A 16,067-nucleotide genomic window follows, 5' to 3' on the forward strand; every position below is an offset into this window, starting at 1 on the left:
GCCGCCCGGGGGTCGTGGGCGGCGAGCGACGCTCCTGCCTAATGGGGACCAGGCTCGCGACTGCCCGGAAACCCAGGTGCGGCCCGCGGAGCCGCACCGCCCGGAGGTGGCGCCGCGAAACGCCGCGCTCCGGCTGGTTGGAACGGGCGTTCGAGGCAATCGAACACTCGTTCTAACTGCTGCTGACAGTACACCTCCCCTCCGACGAAAATGCAACGTGTGACGCGCCGAGCGTGCCGGCCGACTGAACCGGCCACCAACGGACCGGGAAGAATGGCGGGATGCAGCCACACCCGAACGTACGGGCGGTGCAGGACGCGCTCACCGCCGCCGGCACCCTCGACGGCGCCGGTGAGCCCAGCGTGGTCCGTCTGCTGCCCGACGCGGTGCACACCGCCGCGGCGGCCGCCGAGGCGCTCGACGTCGAGGTCGGCCAGATCGCCAACTCACTGATCTTCGACGCGGACGACACGCCGTTGCTCGTCCTCACCTCCGGCGCACACCGGGTCGACACCGCCGGCCTGGCGGCATCGATCGGCGTCACCCGACTGCGTCGGGCCACCCCGGAGTTCGTCCGGGCCCACACCGGGCAGCCGATCGGCGGGGTCGCCCCACTCGGGCACCCGCACCCGCTGCGCACCCTGGTGGACACGGCGCTGGCGGCGTACCCGGAGATCTGGGCCGCGGGTGGCGTACCCCAGGCGGTCTTCCCGACCACCTACCCCGAGCTGTTGCGGGTCACCGCCGGCACCCCCGCCGAGGTGGCGTGAGCGAGCGAACCAGCAGGCACAGCGGCGACGTCAGCGCGGCTCCGGAGCTGGTCACGCTGCACGTGTGGCGGACCTCCCCTGGCGCGCTGCCCCGGGCGCTGACCCGGATGGCGGTGGACCCCCGCCGGTTGCGGGCCCTCCCCGGCGTTCGTTTCGGCAAGCTACTGGGCACCGGAACCGGCACCGACTTCGGGCCCCGGGACGCCGACCTGACCCGGTGGGCGGCGCTGACCGTCTGGGACTCCCCCGCCGCGGCGGCCGGCTTCGACGACTCTCCGGTCGGGCGGGCCTGGGCGCGCATCGCCCACGCCCAGGCACGAATCGACCTACGCCCGTTGACCAGCCGGGGCGAGTGGTCCGGCCAGCGGCCGTTCGGCGACCCGTCGGGCGGCCGGGTCACCGGCCCGGTGCTGGCACTGACCCGGGCCCGGCTGCGGGCCCGCCGGGCGGCCACCTTCTGGCGGGCGATCCCGCCGGTGGCCGCCGCTCTGCGCGACGCGCCCGGGCTGCTGGCCCGGTTCGGGGTCGGAGAGGCCCCGTTGGGTTGGCAGGGCACGGTGAGCGTGTGGCGCGACCCGACGGACCTGGTGGCGTTCGCGTACCGTCACCCGGAGCACCGGGCGGCGATCATGCGAACCCCCACCGCGGGCTGGTACGCCGAGGAACTGTTCGCCCGGTTCGAGGTGCGCGACGTGGTCGGCGACCGGTCGGTGCTCGGATGGGTCGTCGATGGCGGCCCGGAAACGGTGAAGGGTGGACGGGCATGAGGTTGGTGCGCTGGACGCCGGACGATCTCGTCCGGCGGCTGGACGACGTGGTGGCCGTCTACGGCGAGGCGATGGGATACCGCACCGACCTGCTGGAGGCCCGGCGCGGTTACATCGCCACCCACGTCCGCCGACCGGGTTTCCGGGCGGTCGCCAGCCTGACCAGTGAGGGTCACCTCGCCGGCTTCGGCTACGGCTACCTGGGCGCCTCCGGTCAGTGGTGGCACGACCAGGTGCACCGCGCGCTGAACGCCCCGACCCGCACGCGCTGGCTCACCCACTGCTTCGAGGTGGTCGAGCTGCACGTCCGGCCGCCGGCGCAGGGGCACGGCCTGGGCACCGGTCAGCTGCGCGCGCTGCTCGGTATGGCGGAGGGCGACACCGTGCTGCTGTCCACCCCGGAGGCCGACGAGCAGACCTCGCGGGCCTGGCGGTTGTACCGACGGTTCGGCTTCGTCGACGTGCTGCGCGACTTCCACTTCCCCGGCGACGAGCGACCGTTCGGCGTACTCGGTCGGGATCTGCCGCTCGAGCCACCGGCGTCATGACCCGGCGGATCTCCTGGACGCTGCTCGCCGTTCTGGTCCTCGCCCAGATCTGCTACCCGCTCACCACCGGCGCCACCCGGGCCGGGCTCACAGTGGCTACCGTCGTCCTCGGTTGGCTGCTCTCGGTCGGCCACGCGCTGCTCAGCCGGGGCCCACGGGTGGCGGCGGCGCTGGTCGCGGTGGCCACCGGCGGCGGGTTCGCGATCGAGGCGATCGGGGTGGCCACCGGCGTGCCGTTCGGCAGCTACGACTACTCCGGAGAGCTGGGTCCCAAGCTGGCCGGCGTGCCGCTGATCATTCCGCTGGCCTGGACCTGGATGGCCTGGCCGGCCTGGCTGGCAGCGGTCCGACTGACCGGCGGCAGGACCGTGACTGCCGACGGCAGCGGGCCGACGGTGGGTCGATGGGTGGGGCGGATCGCGCTGGCCACCGTGGGGCTGGCCGCCTGGGACCTCTTCCTCGACCCGCAGATGGTGGCCGAGGGCTACTGGGTCTGGCGCGACGCCACCCCGGCCCTGCCCGGCCTGGCCGGCATCCCGGTCAGCAACTACCTGGGCTGGCTGCTCTTCGCGGTGCTGATGATGAGCGCGCTGCGCCCGCTGGCCGGGCCGGCCGCCGAACACACCGATCGGCGGGACCACCCGATGCTCGCGCTCTACCTGTGGACGTACTTCTCCAGCATCCTGGCCCACGCCGTCTTCCTCGACCTGCCCGCCTCGGCGCTCTGGGGCGCGGCCGGCATGGCGGTGACCGCCGTACCCCTGGCGGTGACCCTCCTGCGTGCCCGCCGGGGCGGTGACCCCGGTCGGGAGGCCCACCAGCCACACCGCCCCGGCGTCGACGCGACCCGATGACCGTCCTGCTCGCCCTGCTCATCGCCGTCGCCGCGTTGACCGGGCACACCTGGCTCAACGCCACCCGGTGGCTGCGCCGACCCACCGACCGGCCCGACGACGTCGACGAGCCGGTCACCGTGCTGCTGCCGCTGCGCGACGAGGCCACCCGGGTCACGCCCTGCCTGCGTGCCCTGCTGGCCCAGCGCGGCGTACCCGGGCTGCGCGTCGTGGTCCTCGACGACGGGTCCACCGACGGCACCGCCGACGTGGTCCGCGCGGTGGTCGGCGACGACCCCCGGGTCACGCTGCTCACCGGGGTCGCCCCACCACCGGGCTGGCTGGGCAAGCCGCACGCCTGTTGGCAGCTGGCCACCCGGGCCGACCCGGACGCCACCGCGCTGGCCTTCGTCGACGCCGACGTGGTGCTCGCCCCGCACGCCGTGGCCGCTGCCGTCACCGAGTTACGCGCCGCCCGGGCGACGCTGCTGTCGCCGTACCCCCGGATCGTGGTGGCGACGGCCGGCGACCGGTTGGTGCAGCCGCTGCTGCAGTGGCTCTGGCTGACCTTCCTGCCGCTGCGCGCGATGGAGCGCTCGTCGCGGCCGTCGCTGGCCGCGGCGGGCGGGCAGTTCCTGGTGGTGGACCGGCGCGGTTACAACGCCGCCGGCGGGCACGCCGCGGTCGCCGACAAGATCCTGGAGGACGTCGAGCTGGCCCGGGCGGTCAAGCGGGCCGGTGGGCGGATCGCCCTGGCCGACGGCTCCCGGCTGGCCACCTGCCGGATGTACGACGACTGGCCGCAACTGCGCGACGGGTACTCGAAGTCGCTCTGGGCGTCGTTCGGGCACCCGGGCGCGGCGGCAGCCGTGGTGGCGGCGCTGCTGCTGCTCTACACCGCCCCACCACTGATCGCGTTGACGGGTGCGGCGGCCGGCGCACCGATGGTGGCCACCGTGGGTCTGGCCGCGTACGTGCTCGGGGTGGCCGGACGGGTGCTCACCGCCCGCGCGACAGGTGGCCGGTGGTGGCCCGACGCGCTCGCACACCCCGTGTCGGTCGTGGTCCTCGGTTGGCTGACCCTGCGGTCGTACCATCTGCGAAAGCGACGCCGCCTGACCTGGCGGGGCCGCCCGGTCAGCTAGGGAGGACGCGGCATGGCGCGGATCGTGGTCGTGGGCGCCGGGGTGGGTGGCCTCGCCACCGCCGCCCGGCTGGCCGCCACCGGGCACCAGGTGACGGTCTTCGAGCGGGCCGACACGGTCGGCGGCAAGCTCGGCCGCTACACGCACGACACCCCGGCCGGGTCGTTCCACTTCGACACCGGGCCGAGCCTGCTCACCCTGCCCGAGGTCTTCCACGACCTGTTCGAGGCGACCGGGGCGAAGCTCGACGAATACCTGGACCTGGTTCCGCTGGACACGATCGTCCGGCACGTCTTTCCCGATGGTGGCCCGACCCTGGACTCGTGCGCCGACCCGGAGGAGTTCACCGCCCGGATCGGGGCCGCGTTCGGTGACCGGGCGGCGGCCGACTGGCAGCGGCTGTGGCGCCGGGCTGCGCGGGTGTGGAACGCCTCCTCACGGGACATCCTGCGCCGTACCGTCGACTCTCCCCGCGACCTCGCGTCGCTGGCCTGGCGCGTCGGCGACCTGGCCGCCATCGCCCCGGGCCGCAGTCTGCGCGGCCTCGGCCGCCGGCACCTGTCCGATCCGCGGCTGCGGATGATGCTGGACCGGTACGCCACCTACACCGGCGCCGACCCACGTCGGGCACCGGCGGCGCTGGTCGCGGTCCCCTACGCCGAGCTGACCTTCGGCGGCTGGTACCTGCGCGGTGGTCTGGGCACGCTCGCCGACGCGCTGCTGACCCGCTGCCTGGACCTCGGCGTGGTCGTGCAGACCGACGCCACTGTCACCCGGATCGACGCCACCGGCGGCCGGGTGCACGGGGTACGCCTCGCCGGCGTCACCACCCCGGTACCCGCCGACGTGGTGGTGGCCAACGTGGACGCGCTCACCGTCTACCGTGACCTGCTGCCGCACCCGCGTCGGCTGGCCACGCTGACCGACCGCAGCCTCGCCGGCTTCGTGCTGCTGCTCGGCGTCTCCGGCAGCACCGGGCTGGCCCACCACAACGTCTTCTTCCCGGACGACTACGACGCCGAGTTCGACGCGGTCTTCGGTGACCCCGGGCGCGGTGTACGGGCCCGGCCGGCGGCCGACCCGGCGGTGTTCGTCACAGTCGCCGACGACCCGATGGTCCGCCCAGCCGGACACGAGGCGTGGTTCGTGCTGGTCAACGCCGCCCGACAGGGCACCGCGGCGGGCGCTGTCGACTGGCGACGCCCGGGGCTGGCCGACGCGTACGCCGACCGGATCCTGGACGTGCTGGCGCGGCGCGGCGTGGACGTGCGCGACCGGCTGCTGTTCCGCGAGATCCGCACCCCGGCCGACCTGGACGTGGCGACCGGCGCACCGGGTGGCTCGATCTACGGCACCGCCGGTGGGCTACTGCGCCCGGCGAACCGGGGCCCGGTTGACGGACTGTGGCTGGTGGGCGGATCCACCCACCCGGGCGGTGGGTTGCCGATGGTGACCCTCTCCGCGCAGATCGTCGCCGACGAGATCGGCCCCGCCTGGTAGACCCGGCGTCGAGCCGGGCTGGCCCGGCCGCTCAGTCGGCGTCGAGCAGGGCGCGACGGATGCTGGAGAGCAGTTGCCCCAGGCCGAAACCGGCCAGCAGCACCCAGACCGCGGTCGCCATGGTGATGGTGCCAGCGGCCAGGTCCGGCTCGATCAGCCCGGCCAGCCCGGCGACCAGCAAGCCGGCCAGCGCCACCGAGACCCGGGTGGGGCGTTCGCCCACCGTCACCGCGCCGATCTCCCGCATGCCGGCGGCGACCGCCCGCGCCCGGACGTACTCGTGCAACCAGGACAGCGCGCCGCCCGCGACCACCAACCCACCTGGCGCGCCCACCAGCCAGAAGGCCAGCAACCACGCCACCTCACCGAGCCGGTCGGCGACCGAGTCGTAGACGTAGCCGAGCCGGGTGGTGCGGCCGGTGGCGACCGCCACCGCACCGTCCACGCTGTCCGCCACGGCGGCGAGCAGCACGAACAGCGCGCCGAGGAACGGCCCGTCCCCCGGCCGGCCCACCAGCAACGGTACGCAGAAGCAGAGCAGCACCCCGGCCACGGTGACCGCGGTGGGGCTGACCCGCAGTCGACCCAGCACGTATCCGACGTGGTACGCGAATCGCAGCCAGGCGCGCACCACCGGCGCGGCGACCCGAGGGTCGAACCCGCCGTGCAACCGCGCCCACGCCGTGGCGTACTGATCCCAGTTCAGCTGTGTGCCCACCACGGATCAACCGTCGTGCCGGGCAACAGGTGTCGCAAGCGCAGCGTTCACACGCGGGCGCCGGCCTTCAGGTTCTGCCAGACCTCGCGGGTCGCGGTGGACCGGTTGAGGGTGATGAAGTGGATCCCCGGCACGCCCTCGTCCAGCAGTCGGCGGCACATCTCGCTGGCCTGCTCGATGCCGAGCCGACGGACGGCGTCCGGGTCGTCGGCGACGCGTTCGAAGCGGGCCGCCAACGCCGGCGGGAACGGCGCACCGGACAGCTGCACGGACCGCTCGATGGTGCTGAACTGGGTCACCGGCATCACACCGGCCAGGATCGGGGTGTCACAGCCAGCAGCGGCCACCCGGTCACGTAGCCGCAGGTAGTCGTCGGCGTCGAAGAACATCTGGGTGACCGCGAACTCCGCGCCGGCCCGACACTTGCGGACGAACTGGGCGGTGTCGCTGGCCACGTCGGGCGAACGGGGGTGCTTGTACGGGAAGGCCGCCACGCCGACGCTGAAGTCGCCGGCGTCGCGCACCAGCCGGACCAGGTCCTCGGCGTAGTCCACGCCCTCGGGGTGGCGGATCCACTCACCGCCCGGGTTGCCCGGGGGGTCACCACGAACGGCCAGCACGTTGCGCACCCCCACCCCGGCGAGCCGGCCAACCACGTGCCGCAGCTCGGCGACGGAGTGGTTGACCGCGGTCAGGTGGGCCATCGGCAGCAGTGTCGTTTCGGTGGCGATCCGCTCGGTCACCGCCACTGTGGTGTCCCGGGTCGAGCCGCCGGCGCCGTACGTGATCGACACGAACGACGGGCGCAGGGACTCCAGCTCGCGGATGGCCTGCCAGAGCAGCTGCTCCCCCGCCTCGGTCTTGGGCGGGAAGAACTCGAACGAGAAGGTCGGTTGGCGCTCACGGATGAGCTCCCCGATCGCCGGCTGCGGATTGGGGAGTGTCGAGGGAAGACCGAGCGCCACGACCCGACTCTAGCGGTCGATGGCACCAGGACCCAGGCCCTTCCCACCCAGCGGCGGTGCCACCCGGCCCCGAGGGCGGCGTCGTCCGGCCCGTTGGGCGGCGTCGCCCGGCCCGGGGAGCTGCGTCGTCCGGCCCGCCGGGAGCCGGTGAGCGGTGTCGCCGAGTCCGCCGTGAGCCGGCGGAGGGTGCGCACCGCGCGCCCCCGACCTGACGGCGGAAGGCGTCGTACCTCCGAGGTAGAAAGGGACGGTGCGGGAGGGGCGGCGGGGGTGGCCAGGTCTCGCGCGGGGGTCAGCAACCGAGCGGTGACGCCGGTCCGTCCGCTCGGACGGGTGGGTCGTCGCCGCACCGACGCCCGCCAGGAGGACTCATGATCCCGCCCGCATCGCCGCGTCCCGCGCAGCTCGGGCCGCTGCTGGCCCGGTGCCGACTGGCCCGTGGCTGGAGCCAGCAGCGAGCCGCCGCCGAGTTGTGTGCCGCCGCCGGGGTGCCGACGTTGAGTCGGCACGAGGTTTCCCGGTGGGAACGACAGCGGCGCGTGCCGGGCGGGTTCTGGCTCGGCTGGCTCGCCGTCGTCCTGGACGTGCCGCTGGTGGTGCTCGCGGAGGCCGCCGCGGCCACCCGTCGGGCCGGCTCGACGCGGGCCACCGGGCCGGGCCGCACCGCGGCGGCCGGCGCGCGTCCGGCTGGGCGGACGGGTCCCGGCCGCACCGGCCGCACCGGCGGGACTACGCGTGGCGGTGGAGCACGAGCACGGACGACCGGCTAGCGTCGGGGCGTGACCCACGCTGCTCCCGTGTCCCCCGTCGACCGCGCCGGCCTGCGGCAGCGGGTCGACAAGGCTCTCACCGAGTTCCTGGCCGGCCAACGGGTCCGGCTCGCCGCCGTGGACGACGCGTTGGGTCCGGTGGCCGAGGCGATCGAGGCGTTCGTGCTCGGCGGCGGCAAGCGACTGCGTCCCGCATTCGCCTACTGGGGGTTCCGGGGGGCCGGCGGGCTGGACGGCGACCAGGTGCTGACCGCCCTGGCCGCGCTGGAGTTCGTCCAGGCCAGCGCCCTGATCCACGACGACCTGATGGACCGTTCCGACACCCGACGCGGCGAGCCCGCGGTACACCGACGGTTCGCCACCCGGCACCGGGAGGCCGGCTGGGGCGGTGACCCGGACGGTTTCGGCGACGCCGCGGCCATCCTGCTCGGTGACCTGTGTCTGGTCTGGTCCGACGAACTGCTGCACTCCGCCGGCCTGGACCTGTGGTCGTTGGCCCGGGCCCGGCCGGTCTTCGACGAGATGCGCACCGAGGTCACCGTCGGGCAGTACCTCGACGTGCTGACGCAGGTCACCGGGGACACCTCGGTGGAGCGGGCCAGCAAGGTCGCCCGGTACAAGTCCGCGAAGTACACCGTCGAGCGTCCGATGCTGCTCGGCGCCGCGCTGGCCGACGCGCCGGAGGACGTGCGGACGGCCTACTCGGCGTACGGGCTGCCGCTGGGCGAGGCGTTCCAGCTCCGCGACGACGTGCTGGGGGTCTTCGGCGACCCGACGTTGACCGGCAAGCCGGCCGGGGACGATCTGCGCGAGGGCAAGCGCACCTACCTGGTGGCGGCGGCCGTGGAGGCCACCGACGACGCGGGCCGCGAGCTGCTGCTCGGCCACCTCGGCGACCCGGAGCTGGACGAGCACGGGGTGGCCCGGCTCCGCGAGGTGATCTCGGGGAGCGGGGCGCTGGCCCGTACCGAACAGCGGATCGCCACACTCACCGACGCCGCCCTGGCCGCCCTGACCGCCGTCGACCTCGACACCGAGGCCCGCCAAGCCCTGGTCGACCTGGCCATAGCCGCAACCCGCCGAGCCGACTAATCCCACCGCCCCCACCCGCCCCGCCGGGCTGCCCCACCGGGCCGCCCCCCACCCGCCGCCCCACCGGGTTGATCATGAGGTTGGCGACCTTCGCCTCGGCGTGTCGCGCCGCCAACCTCATGATCAACGCCGGAAGGCGCGAAGCGCGGAAGCGCGGTGGGGCGGGTGCGAGGGTGGGGGCTAGAAGCCTTGGGCTTGGGCTCGGCGCTTCACCTCGCGGGCCTGGTCGCCGGAGAGGGCGGCGGCCGGGGTGGCACCGGGGAGGGTGTCGTCCGGCTCGTAGAGCCAGCGCAGGACGGCCTCGTCGTCGTAGCCGTTGTCGGAGAGCAGATTGAGCACGCCGGGCAGGTGCTTGAGCACGGTCTGGTTGGCAACCAGGTCCGCTGGGATCCGGCGGACGCCGTCGCGGCGGACCGCCAACAGCTCCCGGTCACGGATCATCTGGTGCACCTTGCTGATCGACACGTCGAGGCGTTCGGCGACGTCGGGCAGGGTCAACCAGTCGGCCGGGTCGGTGGGGCCGGCGAGCTCCAGGCCGGGCGCGGCCTGGTCGGGTACGGGTTCGGTCACCCGACCACCCTGCCACGCCGCCGCCGCGACGAGCCACCGGCACCCCGGGCGGCCCCTCCGCGTCCTCTTTCCTGATCGCCGCTGACCAGCGAACAAGGGGCGGGGAACGCGGCGGGACGGACCGGTTCGGCGTACGGCTGTAGCATCCTGTTCATCCTTCACCCTCTGGACACATAGACTGCCTGCCGATGGACACTCAGGTCGCCGACACGTTGCTGGGCTCGCTGATCGACGGGCGCTACCGCATTCGCGGTCGCGTGGCCCGTGGTGGCATGGCGACCGTGTACACCGCCACCGACGAACGCCTAGAGCGCACCGTCGCTGTCAAGATCATTCACCCGACCCAGGCGAGCGAGGCACGGGCCCGGATCGCCAACTTCGTGGCCCGGTTCACCGACGAGGCGAAGACCATCGCCCGGCTGACCCACCCAAACGTGGTGGCGGTCTACGACCAGGGCACGCACGCCGGCCTCCCGTACCTGGTCATGGAGTACGTCCGTGGCCGCACGCTGCGGGACGTGCTGGCCGAGCGACGCCGGCTCAACCCGGACGAGGCGCTGGCCATCGCCGAGCAGATGCTCGCCGCGATCGCCGCCGCGCACCGGGCCGGTCTCGTGCACCGCGACGTCAAGCCGGAGAACGTGCTGGTCGCGGAGGCGCCTACCGGTGGCGTCGCCAACCTGGTCGACAGCGTCGTGAAGGTGGCCGACTTCGGGCTGGCCCGGGCGGTCGAGGCGAGCGCCGACGAGGAGCAGGGCAACCAGCTGATGGCCACCGTGGCGTACGTCGCCCCGGAGCTGGTCACCGAGGGCCGCGCCGATCCGCGCACCGACGTCTACTCGGCCGGCATCGTGCTCTTCGAGATGCTCACCGGTCGGGTGCCGTACGACGGGGACCGCCCGGTGGACGTCGCCTGGCAGCACGTCGACCGGGACGTGCCGGCGCCCTCGACGTTGGTGCCGGGCCTGCCGTCGGTCCTCGACGACCTGGTGCAGCGGGCCACCCGCCGCGACCCGGGAGCACGGCCCGCGGACGCCGGCGCGTTGTTGACCGAGGTGCAGGTGGCCCGGGATCGTCTGGGCGACGCCAACAGCCACACCGCGGTACTCAGCCCGGTCAGTGACGCACCGTCGCTCTCTCAGCCGACCATGATGGTCGCGACGCTCCAGCCGCCCAACCGCCCGTCGTGGGCACGCCTGCCCGAGGGCGCCAGCAGCCAGGGGCCGGGGCGGCGTCGGGCTGCCCCGGAGCCGGCGGAGGGCCTGGGCGCCCGGCTCGCCGCGCTGCGCAGCACGCTGCTGAGCAGCCCTCGTGGTCGGCTGGCCGTCGCAGCCGTGGTCGTGACGCTGGGCCTGGTGGCCGCGCTCGGGGGTTGGTGGTTCGGTGTCGGCCGCTACACGGACGCTCCGCAGTTGGTGAGCCTGAGCAAGGCCGATGCGCAGGCGCGGGCCGACCGCGCCGGGCTTCTCGTCGCGTACGCTGAGCCGCGCTTCGACGAGAAGGCCCCGAAGGACAGCGTGCTGGAGCAGAACCCGGCCTCCGCCGCCGAGATCCTCAAGGGTGGCACGATCACCCTGACCCTCTCCCTCGGTCCGGAGCGTTTCCCCGTACCGGACGTGATCGGCAAGGAGTTCGAGCTCGCCGAGGCGGACCTGGTCAACGTGAAGCTGGTGGTGGCCAAGGGCACCCCCCGCTACGACGACAGCCTGCCGGCCGGGGTCGTGGTGGACAGCTCCCCGAAGGTCGGCACCGAGGTCAAACCCGGTGCGAAGGTCACCCTCATTCTGAGTCGGGGCAGGGCGCCGGTGACGGTGCCGAACCTGGTCGGCAAGAGCCTGACCGACGCCCGGACGACCCTGGCCCAGCTCAACCTGGTGCTGAAGGAGACCTACAAGGAATCCGACAAGCCGAGGGACGAGATCCTCGGCCAGAGCCCGGCCGATGGCGCCGGTGTGGAGAAGGGCACCGAGGTCAAGCTGGACGTCAGCAAGGGGCCACCGCTGCTCGCCATGCCGCGGGTGATCGACCTGCCGTGCCAGCAGGCCAAGCAGGCGTTGGAGGGCCAGGGCTTCCCGGTGACGATGGCGATCAACCCGAACGCCGTGGTCCGGATCCAGATCCCGGGCGAGAATTCGCAGGTGGCGCCCGGCACCCCGGTCACCCTGACGTGCTTCTGATGCCGACGATCTCCGTGCGGCCGGTGGGCACGCACACTCCGACCTCGGGTGGGCTGGCGAAGGCTGCCCTGCCGTACGCCGACGCGACCGGCGCGCAGGTGGTGCAGGTCTACGTCTCCAACTCGCGAGGCTGGGCACTGCCCGACGGCGACCCGGTGCAGGACGCGCTGTTCCGCGACGGTTGCGCCGAGCGGGGCATTCCCGCGTTCATCCACGCCGCTCTGCTGGTCAACCTCGGCTCGCCCACCCCTGCCACTGTCGAGAAGTCGGGCCAGACGCTGGCGCACGCGCTTCGTCGGGGCGTGGCGATCGGTGCGCGCGGGGTGGTGTTCCACGCGGGCAGTTCGGTGGACGAGGGGCACGCCGAGGCGGCGATGGGACAGGTCCGCGAGGTGCTGCTGCCGCTGCTCGACTGGGCTGCCGACGCCGGCGGGCCGATGTTGCTGGTCGAGCCGAGCGCCGGCGGTGGCCGCTCACTGGCTTCCCGGGTGGAGCAGCTCGGGCCTTACCTGGACGCGGTGGACGGGCACCCCATGCTCGGGGTCTGCTTCGACACCTGCCACGCCTGGGCGGCCGGCCACGACCTGGCGGCCGAGGGCGGCATGACGGCGACCCTGGACACCCTGGTGGCCACTGTCGGCGCGGACCGGCTGCGGCTGATTCACGCCAACGACTCGAAGGATCTGTGCGGCTCCACCCGGGATCGGCACGAGAACATCGGCAAGGGCAGCATCGGCGAGCCCGCCTTCGCCGAGCTGATGGCGCACCCGGCGACCGCTGGCGTCCCGATCGTCGTGGAAACCCCCAGCGAGAAGCATGTGGGCCACGCCGCCGACATCGCCACCCTCACCCGCCTGTCCCACCCCTGACCCACCCTTGTTGATCAAGAGGTTTGCGTCAGCCCGAGGTCGGAATCTGACGCCAACCTCTTGATCACCGAGGTGAACGGGGGCCAAGGTGGGTGGGGTGGGGTTTTAGGCTGCGGCGAGGATGCGGGGTAGGGCTGCCAGGGCGCGGTCGATGTCCGCGTCGCTGAGGCCCAGGTGGGTGACCAGGCGGGCGGTACGAGGGCCGAGCACGGAGATCAGTACGCCCTCGGCCCGCGCCGCGGCGGCCAGGGCCCGAGCGTCCAGGGTGTGCTTGGTGAGGTCCAGCGCGACCAGGTTGGTACGGACAGTGGTAGCCAGCACACCGAACGGCGCCACCGCCTCGGCGAGCCGAGCAGCCTTCGCGTGATCGTCGGCCAACCGGTCGATGTGCTGCGCGAGCGCGTAGCGACCGGCGGCGGCGAGAATGCCGGCCTGGCGCATGCCCCCGCCCATCCGCTTACGGATCAGCCGGCCACGTTCGATCTTGTCCGCGCTGCCCACCAGCAGCGAACCGACCGGCGCGCCGAGACCCTTGGAGAGGCACACCGACAGCGTGTCGAAGAGCCGGCCGTACTCGATCAGTGGCACCCGGTCGGCGACGTGCGCGTGCCAGATCCGGGCGCCGTCACAGTGCAGCGCGACGCCCGCCTCGTCAGCCACCCCGCGCAGATCCCGCAGGGTCGCCAGCGGAATCACCCCGCCGCCGCCGCGATTGTGGGTCTGCTCGACGGCGATCGCCCGGGTGGGGACGGCGAAGTAACCGTCCGGCCGGATCATCCCGGCCACCACCTCCGGGTCGATGTCCGCGCCCACTGAGGGCCAGGTCCGCGAGGAGATCCCGCCGTACGCGGCCGCGGCGCCGATCTCGTACGTGACCACGTGCGCGTCGGCGTCACAGAGCAACTCGTCGCCGGGCGGGACCAGCAGTTGCAGGGCGATCTGGTTCGCCATCGAGCCACTCGGTGCGAACAGCGCCGCCTCGTGCCCGAACAACGCGGCGACCTCGGCCTCCAGCGCGTTGACGCTCGGGTCCTCGCCGTAGACGTCGTCACCGACCTCAGCGGCGGCCATCGCCTCCCGCATCCCGGCGGTGGGTCGGGTCACCGTGTCGGACCGCAGGTCCACGAAAAGATCAGGCACTGTCATCCCTTTCAACTGCCGACTGCCGGCTCGCAAGCTCACTCCTCGCGTCAGCCATGGTCATCCTCCGACTGCCGACTGCGGGCCCGCAAGCTCAGCCACGCAGCATTTCCGCTACGAGGAAGGCCAACTCCAACGACTGCTGGGTGTTCAGTCGGGGGTCGCAGGCGGTCTCGTACCGGTCGGGCAGGTCGAGATCCTCGATCCCCTGGGCGCCGCCGAGGCACTCGGTGACGTCCTCGCCGGTCAACTCGACGTGCAGGCCGCCGGGGTGGGTGTCCAGCCCACGGTGCACCTCGAAGTAGCCGAGCACCTCGTCGACGATGCGGTCGAAGTGCCGGGTCTTGTAGCCGTTGGACGACTCGTGCGTGTTGCCGTGCATCGGGTCGCACTGCCAGACCACCTTGGCCCCGGCGGCGGTGACCTTGGCGACGATCGGCGGCAGCGCGTCGCGTACCCGGTGGTTGCCCATCCGACTGATCAGGGTGAGTCGACCGGGGATGTTGTCCGGGTTGAGCTTCTCGCACAACTCGATCGCCTCGTCCGGGGAGGTGGTCGGGCCGAGCTTGACCCCGATCGGGTTGGCGATCCGGGAGATGAAGTCGATGTGCGCGCCGCTGATCTGCCGGGTGCGCTCGCCGATCCACAGAAAGTGCCCGGAGAGCCCGTACGCCCGACGGTCGGAGACCCGGGTGAGCGCCCGGTCGTACTCCAGGGCCAGGGCCTCGTGTGAGCAGTAGAGCGTGACGGTGCGCAGCGCCTCGTCGTCGGTCATGCCGCAGGCCCGGATGAAGGCCAGCGCCCGGTCGATCTCCCGGGCGATCGCCTCGTAACGCTCCCCCGCCGGGGAGTTCTTCACGAAGCCCTTGTTCCAGTCGTGCACGGCGTGCAGGTCGGCGAGCCCGCCGGCGAGGTACGCCCGGAGCATGTTCATCGCCGCCGCCGAGTTCGCGTACGCGCGGATCATGCGCTGCGGGTCGGCGACCCGGGCGGCCGGGTCGGCCTCCAGCGAGTTGATCATGTCGCCGCGGTACGCGGGCAGGCCGCGGGCGTCGGTCGGCAGCGAGCGGGGCTTCGTGTACTGCCCGGCGACCCGCGCGACCTTGACCACCGGCAGCGACGCGCCGTAGGTGAGCACGATCGCCATCTGGAGCAGGGTGCGGGCGTTGGCCAGCAGGTGGCTCTCGGTGTTGTCCACGAACGTCTCGGCGCAGTCACCACCCTGCAACAGGAACGCCTTGCCCTCGCAGACCAGGGCGAGCTTCTGCCGGAGCTGGTCCACCTCGTAGGGCGCGACGACCGACGGCACTGTGTCGAGGACCTTGCAGACCGCGGCCACGGCGGCCGGGTCGGACCACGGCGGGACCTGCTCGCGGGGCAGTTCCCGCCATCGGTCCAGACCGAGCGCGATGTCTTCGGCGGAGTCGACCGTCGGTCGGCTGGTCTGCAGGCCCGGGCTGCCCACCGCGGGATGGCTCAGCTGATGCCACTCATGGCGCATGACAGAAAGCCTACGGCGATGGTCGCGGTGCGCGGGCGGCGAGGGGGACGGTTCCGGCAGATGGGAGATCAATCTGCCGGGCGCTGGTCAGGACGCAGGCGAGGGGACAACACCGGTCGGCGTCGGGCTGGCGACCGTCGTTTTGTCCGGCGCCTCCCCGGCGATGCACCAGTCGCTGCCGTCGCGGGTGACGGTGAAGACCAACGGCCGGACGACTGTGCGCTTGCCGACCGCGACCGAGACCGAGACGCGGACCTCCTGCCCGAGCGGACCGGACCGGATGTCCGTGATGGCCGCCTCCGGCACCTGGAAGTGGTCGGCGAAGTCACCGTTGGGGCCGGTGGCACCACGGTCGAAGCCGTCGTGCAGCAGAGCACAGAGCTGGCTGCGGCCGGCGGCGACGTCCTTGGCCGTCATGGCGTCGAGGTACGCCTGCACGCGCTCACGGGAGCGGGTGGCGGCCTCCTCGGCGGGGGCCCGGGCCGGCTTGGGGGCCGATTTCTCCTCGTCCTTGTCGCCGATCCCGCAGCCGACCAGGGCAACCGGCAGCAGCATCAGCCCGGCGGCGGTCGCCGCCAGCCTGCTGTGTATCGGTCGCATGATCACCTCCGTCGGCGGTGAGATCGAGACGTGCCGAGCCGCGAGTCTGCCACATCCGGCTGTACGAGCCCAACGGCGGCGGCCCGGTCGACGCGCTGGGCG

The 16,067-nt window shown here is 73.1% G+C and carries 16 protein-coding genes; 10 read left to right on the forward strand and 6 right to left on the reverse strand.

Going from position 1 to position 16,067, the window contains the following annotated elements; genetic code table 11:
• Nucleotides 1–281: 281 nt before the first annotated feature.
• The 6 genes from AB0B48_RS25115 to crtI are packed head-to-tail and all read left to right on the forward strand — an operon-like array spanning nucleotide 282 to nucleotide 5,563.
• On the forward strand, nucleotides 282–770 hold the full coding sequence (locus tag AB0B48_RS25115) for a YbaK/EbsC family protein (RefSeq protein ID WP_355007689.1): 489 nt from the start codon (nucleotides 282–284) through the stop codon (nucleotides 768–770).
• Nucleotides 767–1,537, forward strand: coding sequence for a monooxygenase (locus tag AB0B48_RS25120; protein ID WP_357205659.1), 771 nt, complete (start codon nucleotides 767–769; stop codon nucleotides 1,535–1,537). The genes AB0B48_RS25115 and AB0B48_RS25120 overlap by 4 nt, the downstream gene beginning before the upstream one ends.
• On the forward strand, nucleotides 1,534–2,085 hold the full coding sequence (locus AB0B48_RS25125; protein WP_355007690.1) for a GNAT family N-acetyltransferase: 552 nt from the start codon (nucleotides 1,534–1,536) through the stop codon (nucleotides 2,083–2,085). The genes AB0B48_RS25120 and AB0B48_RS25125 overlap by 4 nt, the downstream gene beginning before the upstream one ends.
• Nucleotides 2,082–2,939 (forward strand): carotenoid biosynthesis protein, encoded by an 858-nt coding sequence (locus AB0B48_RS25130; RefSeq protein WP_357205664.1) that lies wholly within the window; start codon nucleotides 2,082–2,084, stop codon nucleotides 2,937–2,939. Before AB0B48_RS25125 ends, AB0B48_RS25130 begins: the two co-directional genes overlap by 4 nt.
• Nucleotides 2,936–4,063 (forward strand): glycosyltransferase family 2 protein, encoded by a 1,128-nt coding sequence (locus tag AB0B48_RS25135; RefSeq protein WP_357205667.1) that lies wholly within the window; start codon nucleotides 2,936–2,938, stop codon nucleotides 4,061–4,063. Before AB0B48_RS25130 ends, AB0B48_RS25135 begins: the two co-directional genes overlap by 4 nt.
• Nucleotides 4,064–4,075: 12 nt before the next feature.
• Nucleotides 4,076–5,563 carry a phytoene desaturase family protein gene (crtI, locus tag AB0B48_RS25140; protein WP_357205670.1) on the forward strand — a complete coding sequence of 496 codons (1,488 nt, stop codon included), beginning with the start codon at nucleotides 4,076–4,078 and terminating at the stop codon, nucleotides 5,561–5,563.
• Between the two features lie 31 nt (nucleotides 5,564–5,594).
• On the opposite strand, the gene AB0B48_RS25145 is transcribed toward crtI, so the two are convergent.
• Both AB0B48_RS25145 and metF read right to left on the reverse strand, forming a co-directional pair.
• Nucleotides 5,595–6,284 (reverse strand): CDP-alcohol phosphatidyltransferase family protein, encoded by a 690-nt coding sequence (locus tag AB0B48_RS25145; RefSeq protein ID WP_112582773.1) that lies wholly within the window; start codon nucleotides 6,282–6,284, stop codon nucleotides 5,595–5,597.
• Nucleotides 6,285–6,328: 44 nt separating this feature from the next.
• Nucleotides 6,329–7,246 (reverse strand): methylenetetrahydrofolate reductase [NAD(P)H], encoded by a 918-nt coding sequence (gene metF, locus AB0B48_RS25150; RefSeq protein WP_091407621.1) that lies wholly within the window; start codon nucleotides 7,244–7,246, stop codon nucleotides 6,329–6,331.
• Nucleotides 7,247–7,617: 371 nt separating this feature from the next.
• Between metF and AB0B48_RS25155 the strand changes: the two genes are divergently transcribed.
• Together AB0B48_RS25155 and AB0B48_RS25160 are read left to right on the forward strand one after the other, a co-directional pair.
• Nucleotides 7,618–8,016: a helix-turn-helix domain-containing protein gene (locus AB0B48_RS25155; RefSeq protein WP_357205674.1), complete on the forward strand. Its 399-nt coding sequence runs from the start codon at nucleotides 7,618–7,620 to the stop codon at nucleotides 8,014–8,016.
• A 9-nt stretch (nucleotides 8,017–8,025) separates the two neighbouring features.
• Nucleotides 8,026–9,108 (forward strand): polyprenyl synthetase family protein, encoded by a 1,083-nt coding sequence (locus AB0B48_RS25160; protein WP_357205677.1) that lies wholly within the window; start codon nucleotides 8,026–8,028, stop codon nucleotides 9,106–9,108.
• Nucleotides 9,109–9,288: 180 nt separating this feature from the next.
• Here the strand turns inward: AB0B48_RS25160 and AB0B48_RS25165 are convergent, their stop codons facing one another.
• On the reverse strand, nucleotides 9,289–9,678 hold the full coding sequence (locus AB0B48_RS25165) for an Rv2175c family DNA-binding protein (protein ID WP_357205680.1): 390 nt from the start codon (nucleotides 9,676–9,678) through the stop codon (nucleotides 9,289–9,291).
• Nucleotides 9,679–9,866: 188 nt separating this feature from the next.
• Here AB0B48_RS25165 and pknB point away from each other — a divergent pair, with 188 nt between their 5' ends.
• On the forward strand, nucleotides 9,867–11,855 hold the full coding sequence (gene pknB, locus AB0B48_RS25170; RefSeq protein WP_357205683.1) for a Stk1 family PASTA domain-containing Ser/Thr kinase: 1,989 nt from the start codon (nucleotides 9,867–9,869) through the stop codon (nucleotides 11,853–11,855).
• The gene (locus AB0B48_RS25175) at nucleotides 11,855–12,724 is read left to right on the forward strand and encodes a deoxyribonuclease IV (RefSeq protein WP_357205686.1); all 870 of its coding nucleotides are present in this window, start codon (nucleotides 11,855–11,857) and stop codon (nucleotides 12,722–12,724) included. Before pknB ends, AB0B48_RS25175 begins: the two co-directional genes overlap by 1 nt.
• Nucleotides 12,725–12,829: 105 nt before the next feature.
• Here AB0B48_RS25175 and AB0B48_RS25180 read toward each other — a convergent pair whose 3' ends face one another.
• The 3 genes from AB0B48_RS25180 to AB0B48_RS25190 all read right to left on the reverse strand — a co-directional run bounded on the left by AB0B48_RS25180 (nucleotide 12,830) and on the right by AB0B48_RS25190 (nucleotide 15,965).
• Complete coding sequence (locus AB0B48_RS25180) at nucleotides 12,830–13,870, reverse strand: GntG family PLP-dependent aldolase (RefSeq protein WP_357205695.1); 1,041 nt, start codon at nucleotides 13,868–13,870, stop codon at nucleotides 12,830–12,832.
• A gap of 88 nt (nucleotides 13,871–13,958) precedes the next feature.
• A complete protein-coding gene (locus AB0B48_RS25185; RefSeq protein ID WP_357205689.1) occupies nucleotides 13,959–15,365 on the reverse strand; it encodes a class II 3-deoxy-7-phosphoheptulonate synthase in 1,407 nt (468 codons plus the stop codon).
• An 87-nt stretch (nucleotides 15,366–15,452) separates the two neighbouring features.
• Nucleotides 15,453–15,965, reverse strand: a complete 513-nt coding sequence (locus AB0B48_RS25190) for a hypothetical protein (RefSeq protein ID WP_357205692.1) — start codon at nucleotides 15,963–15,965, stop codon at nucleotides 15,453–15,455.
• Nucleotides 15,966–16,067: the final 102 nt, after the last annotated feature.

Origin of the sequence: Micromonospora sp. NPDC049089 (genome assembly GCF_040648775.1) — a bacterium.
Classification (GTDB): domain Bacteria; phylum Actinomycetota; class Actinomycetes; order Mycobacteriales; family Micromonosporaceae; genus Micromonospora.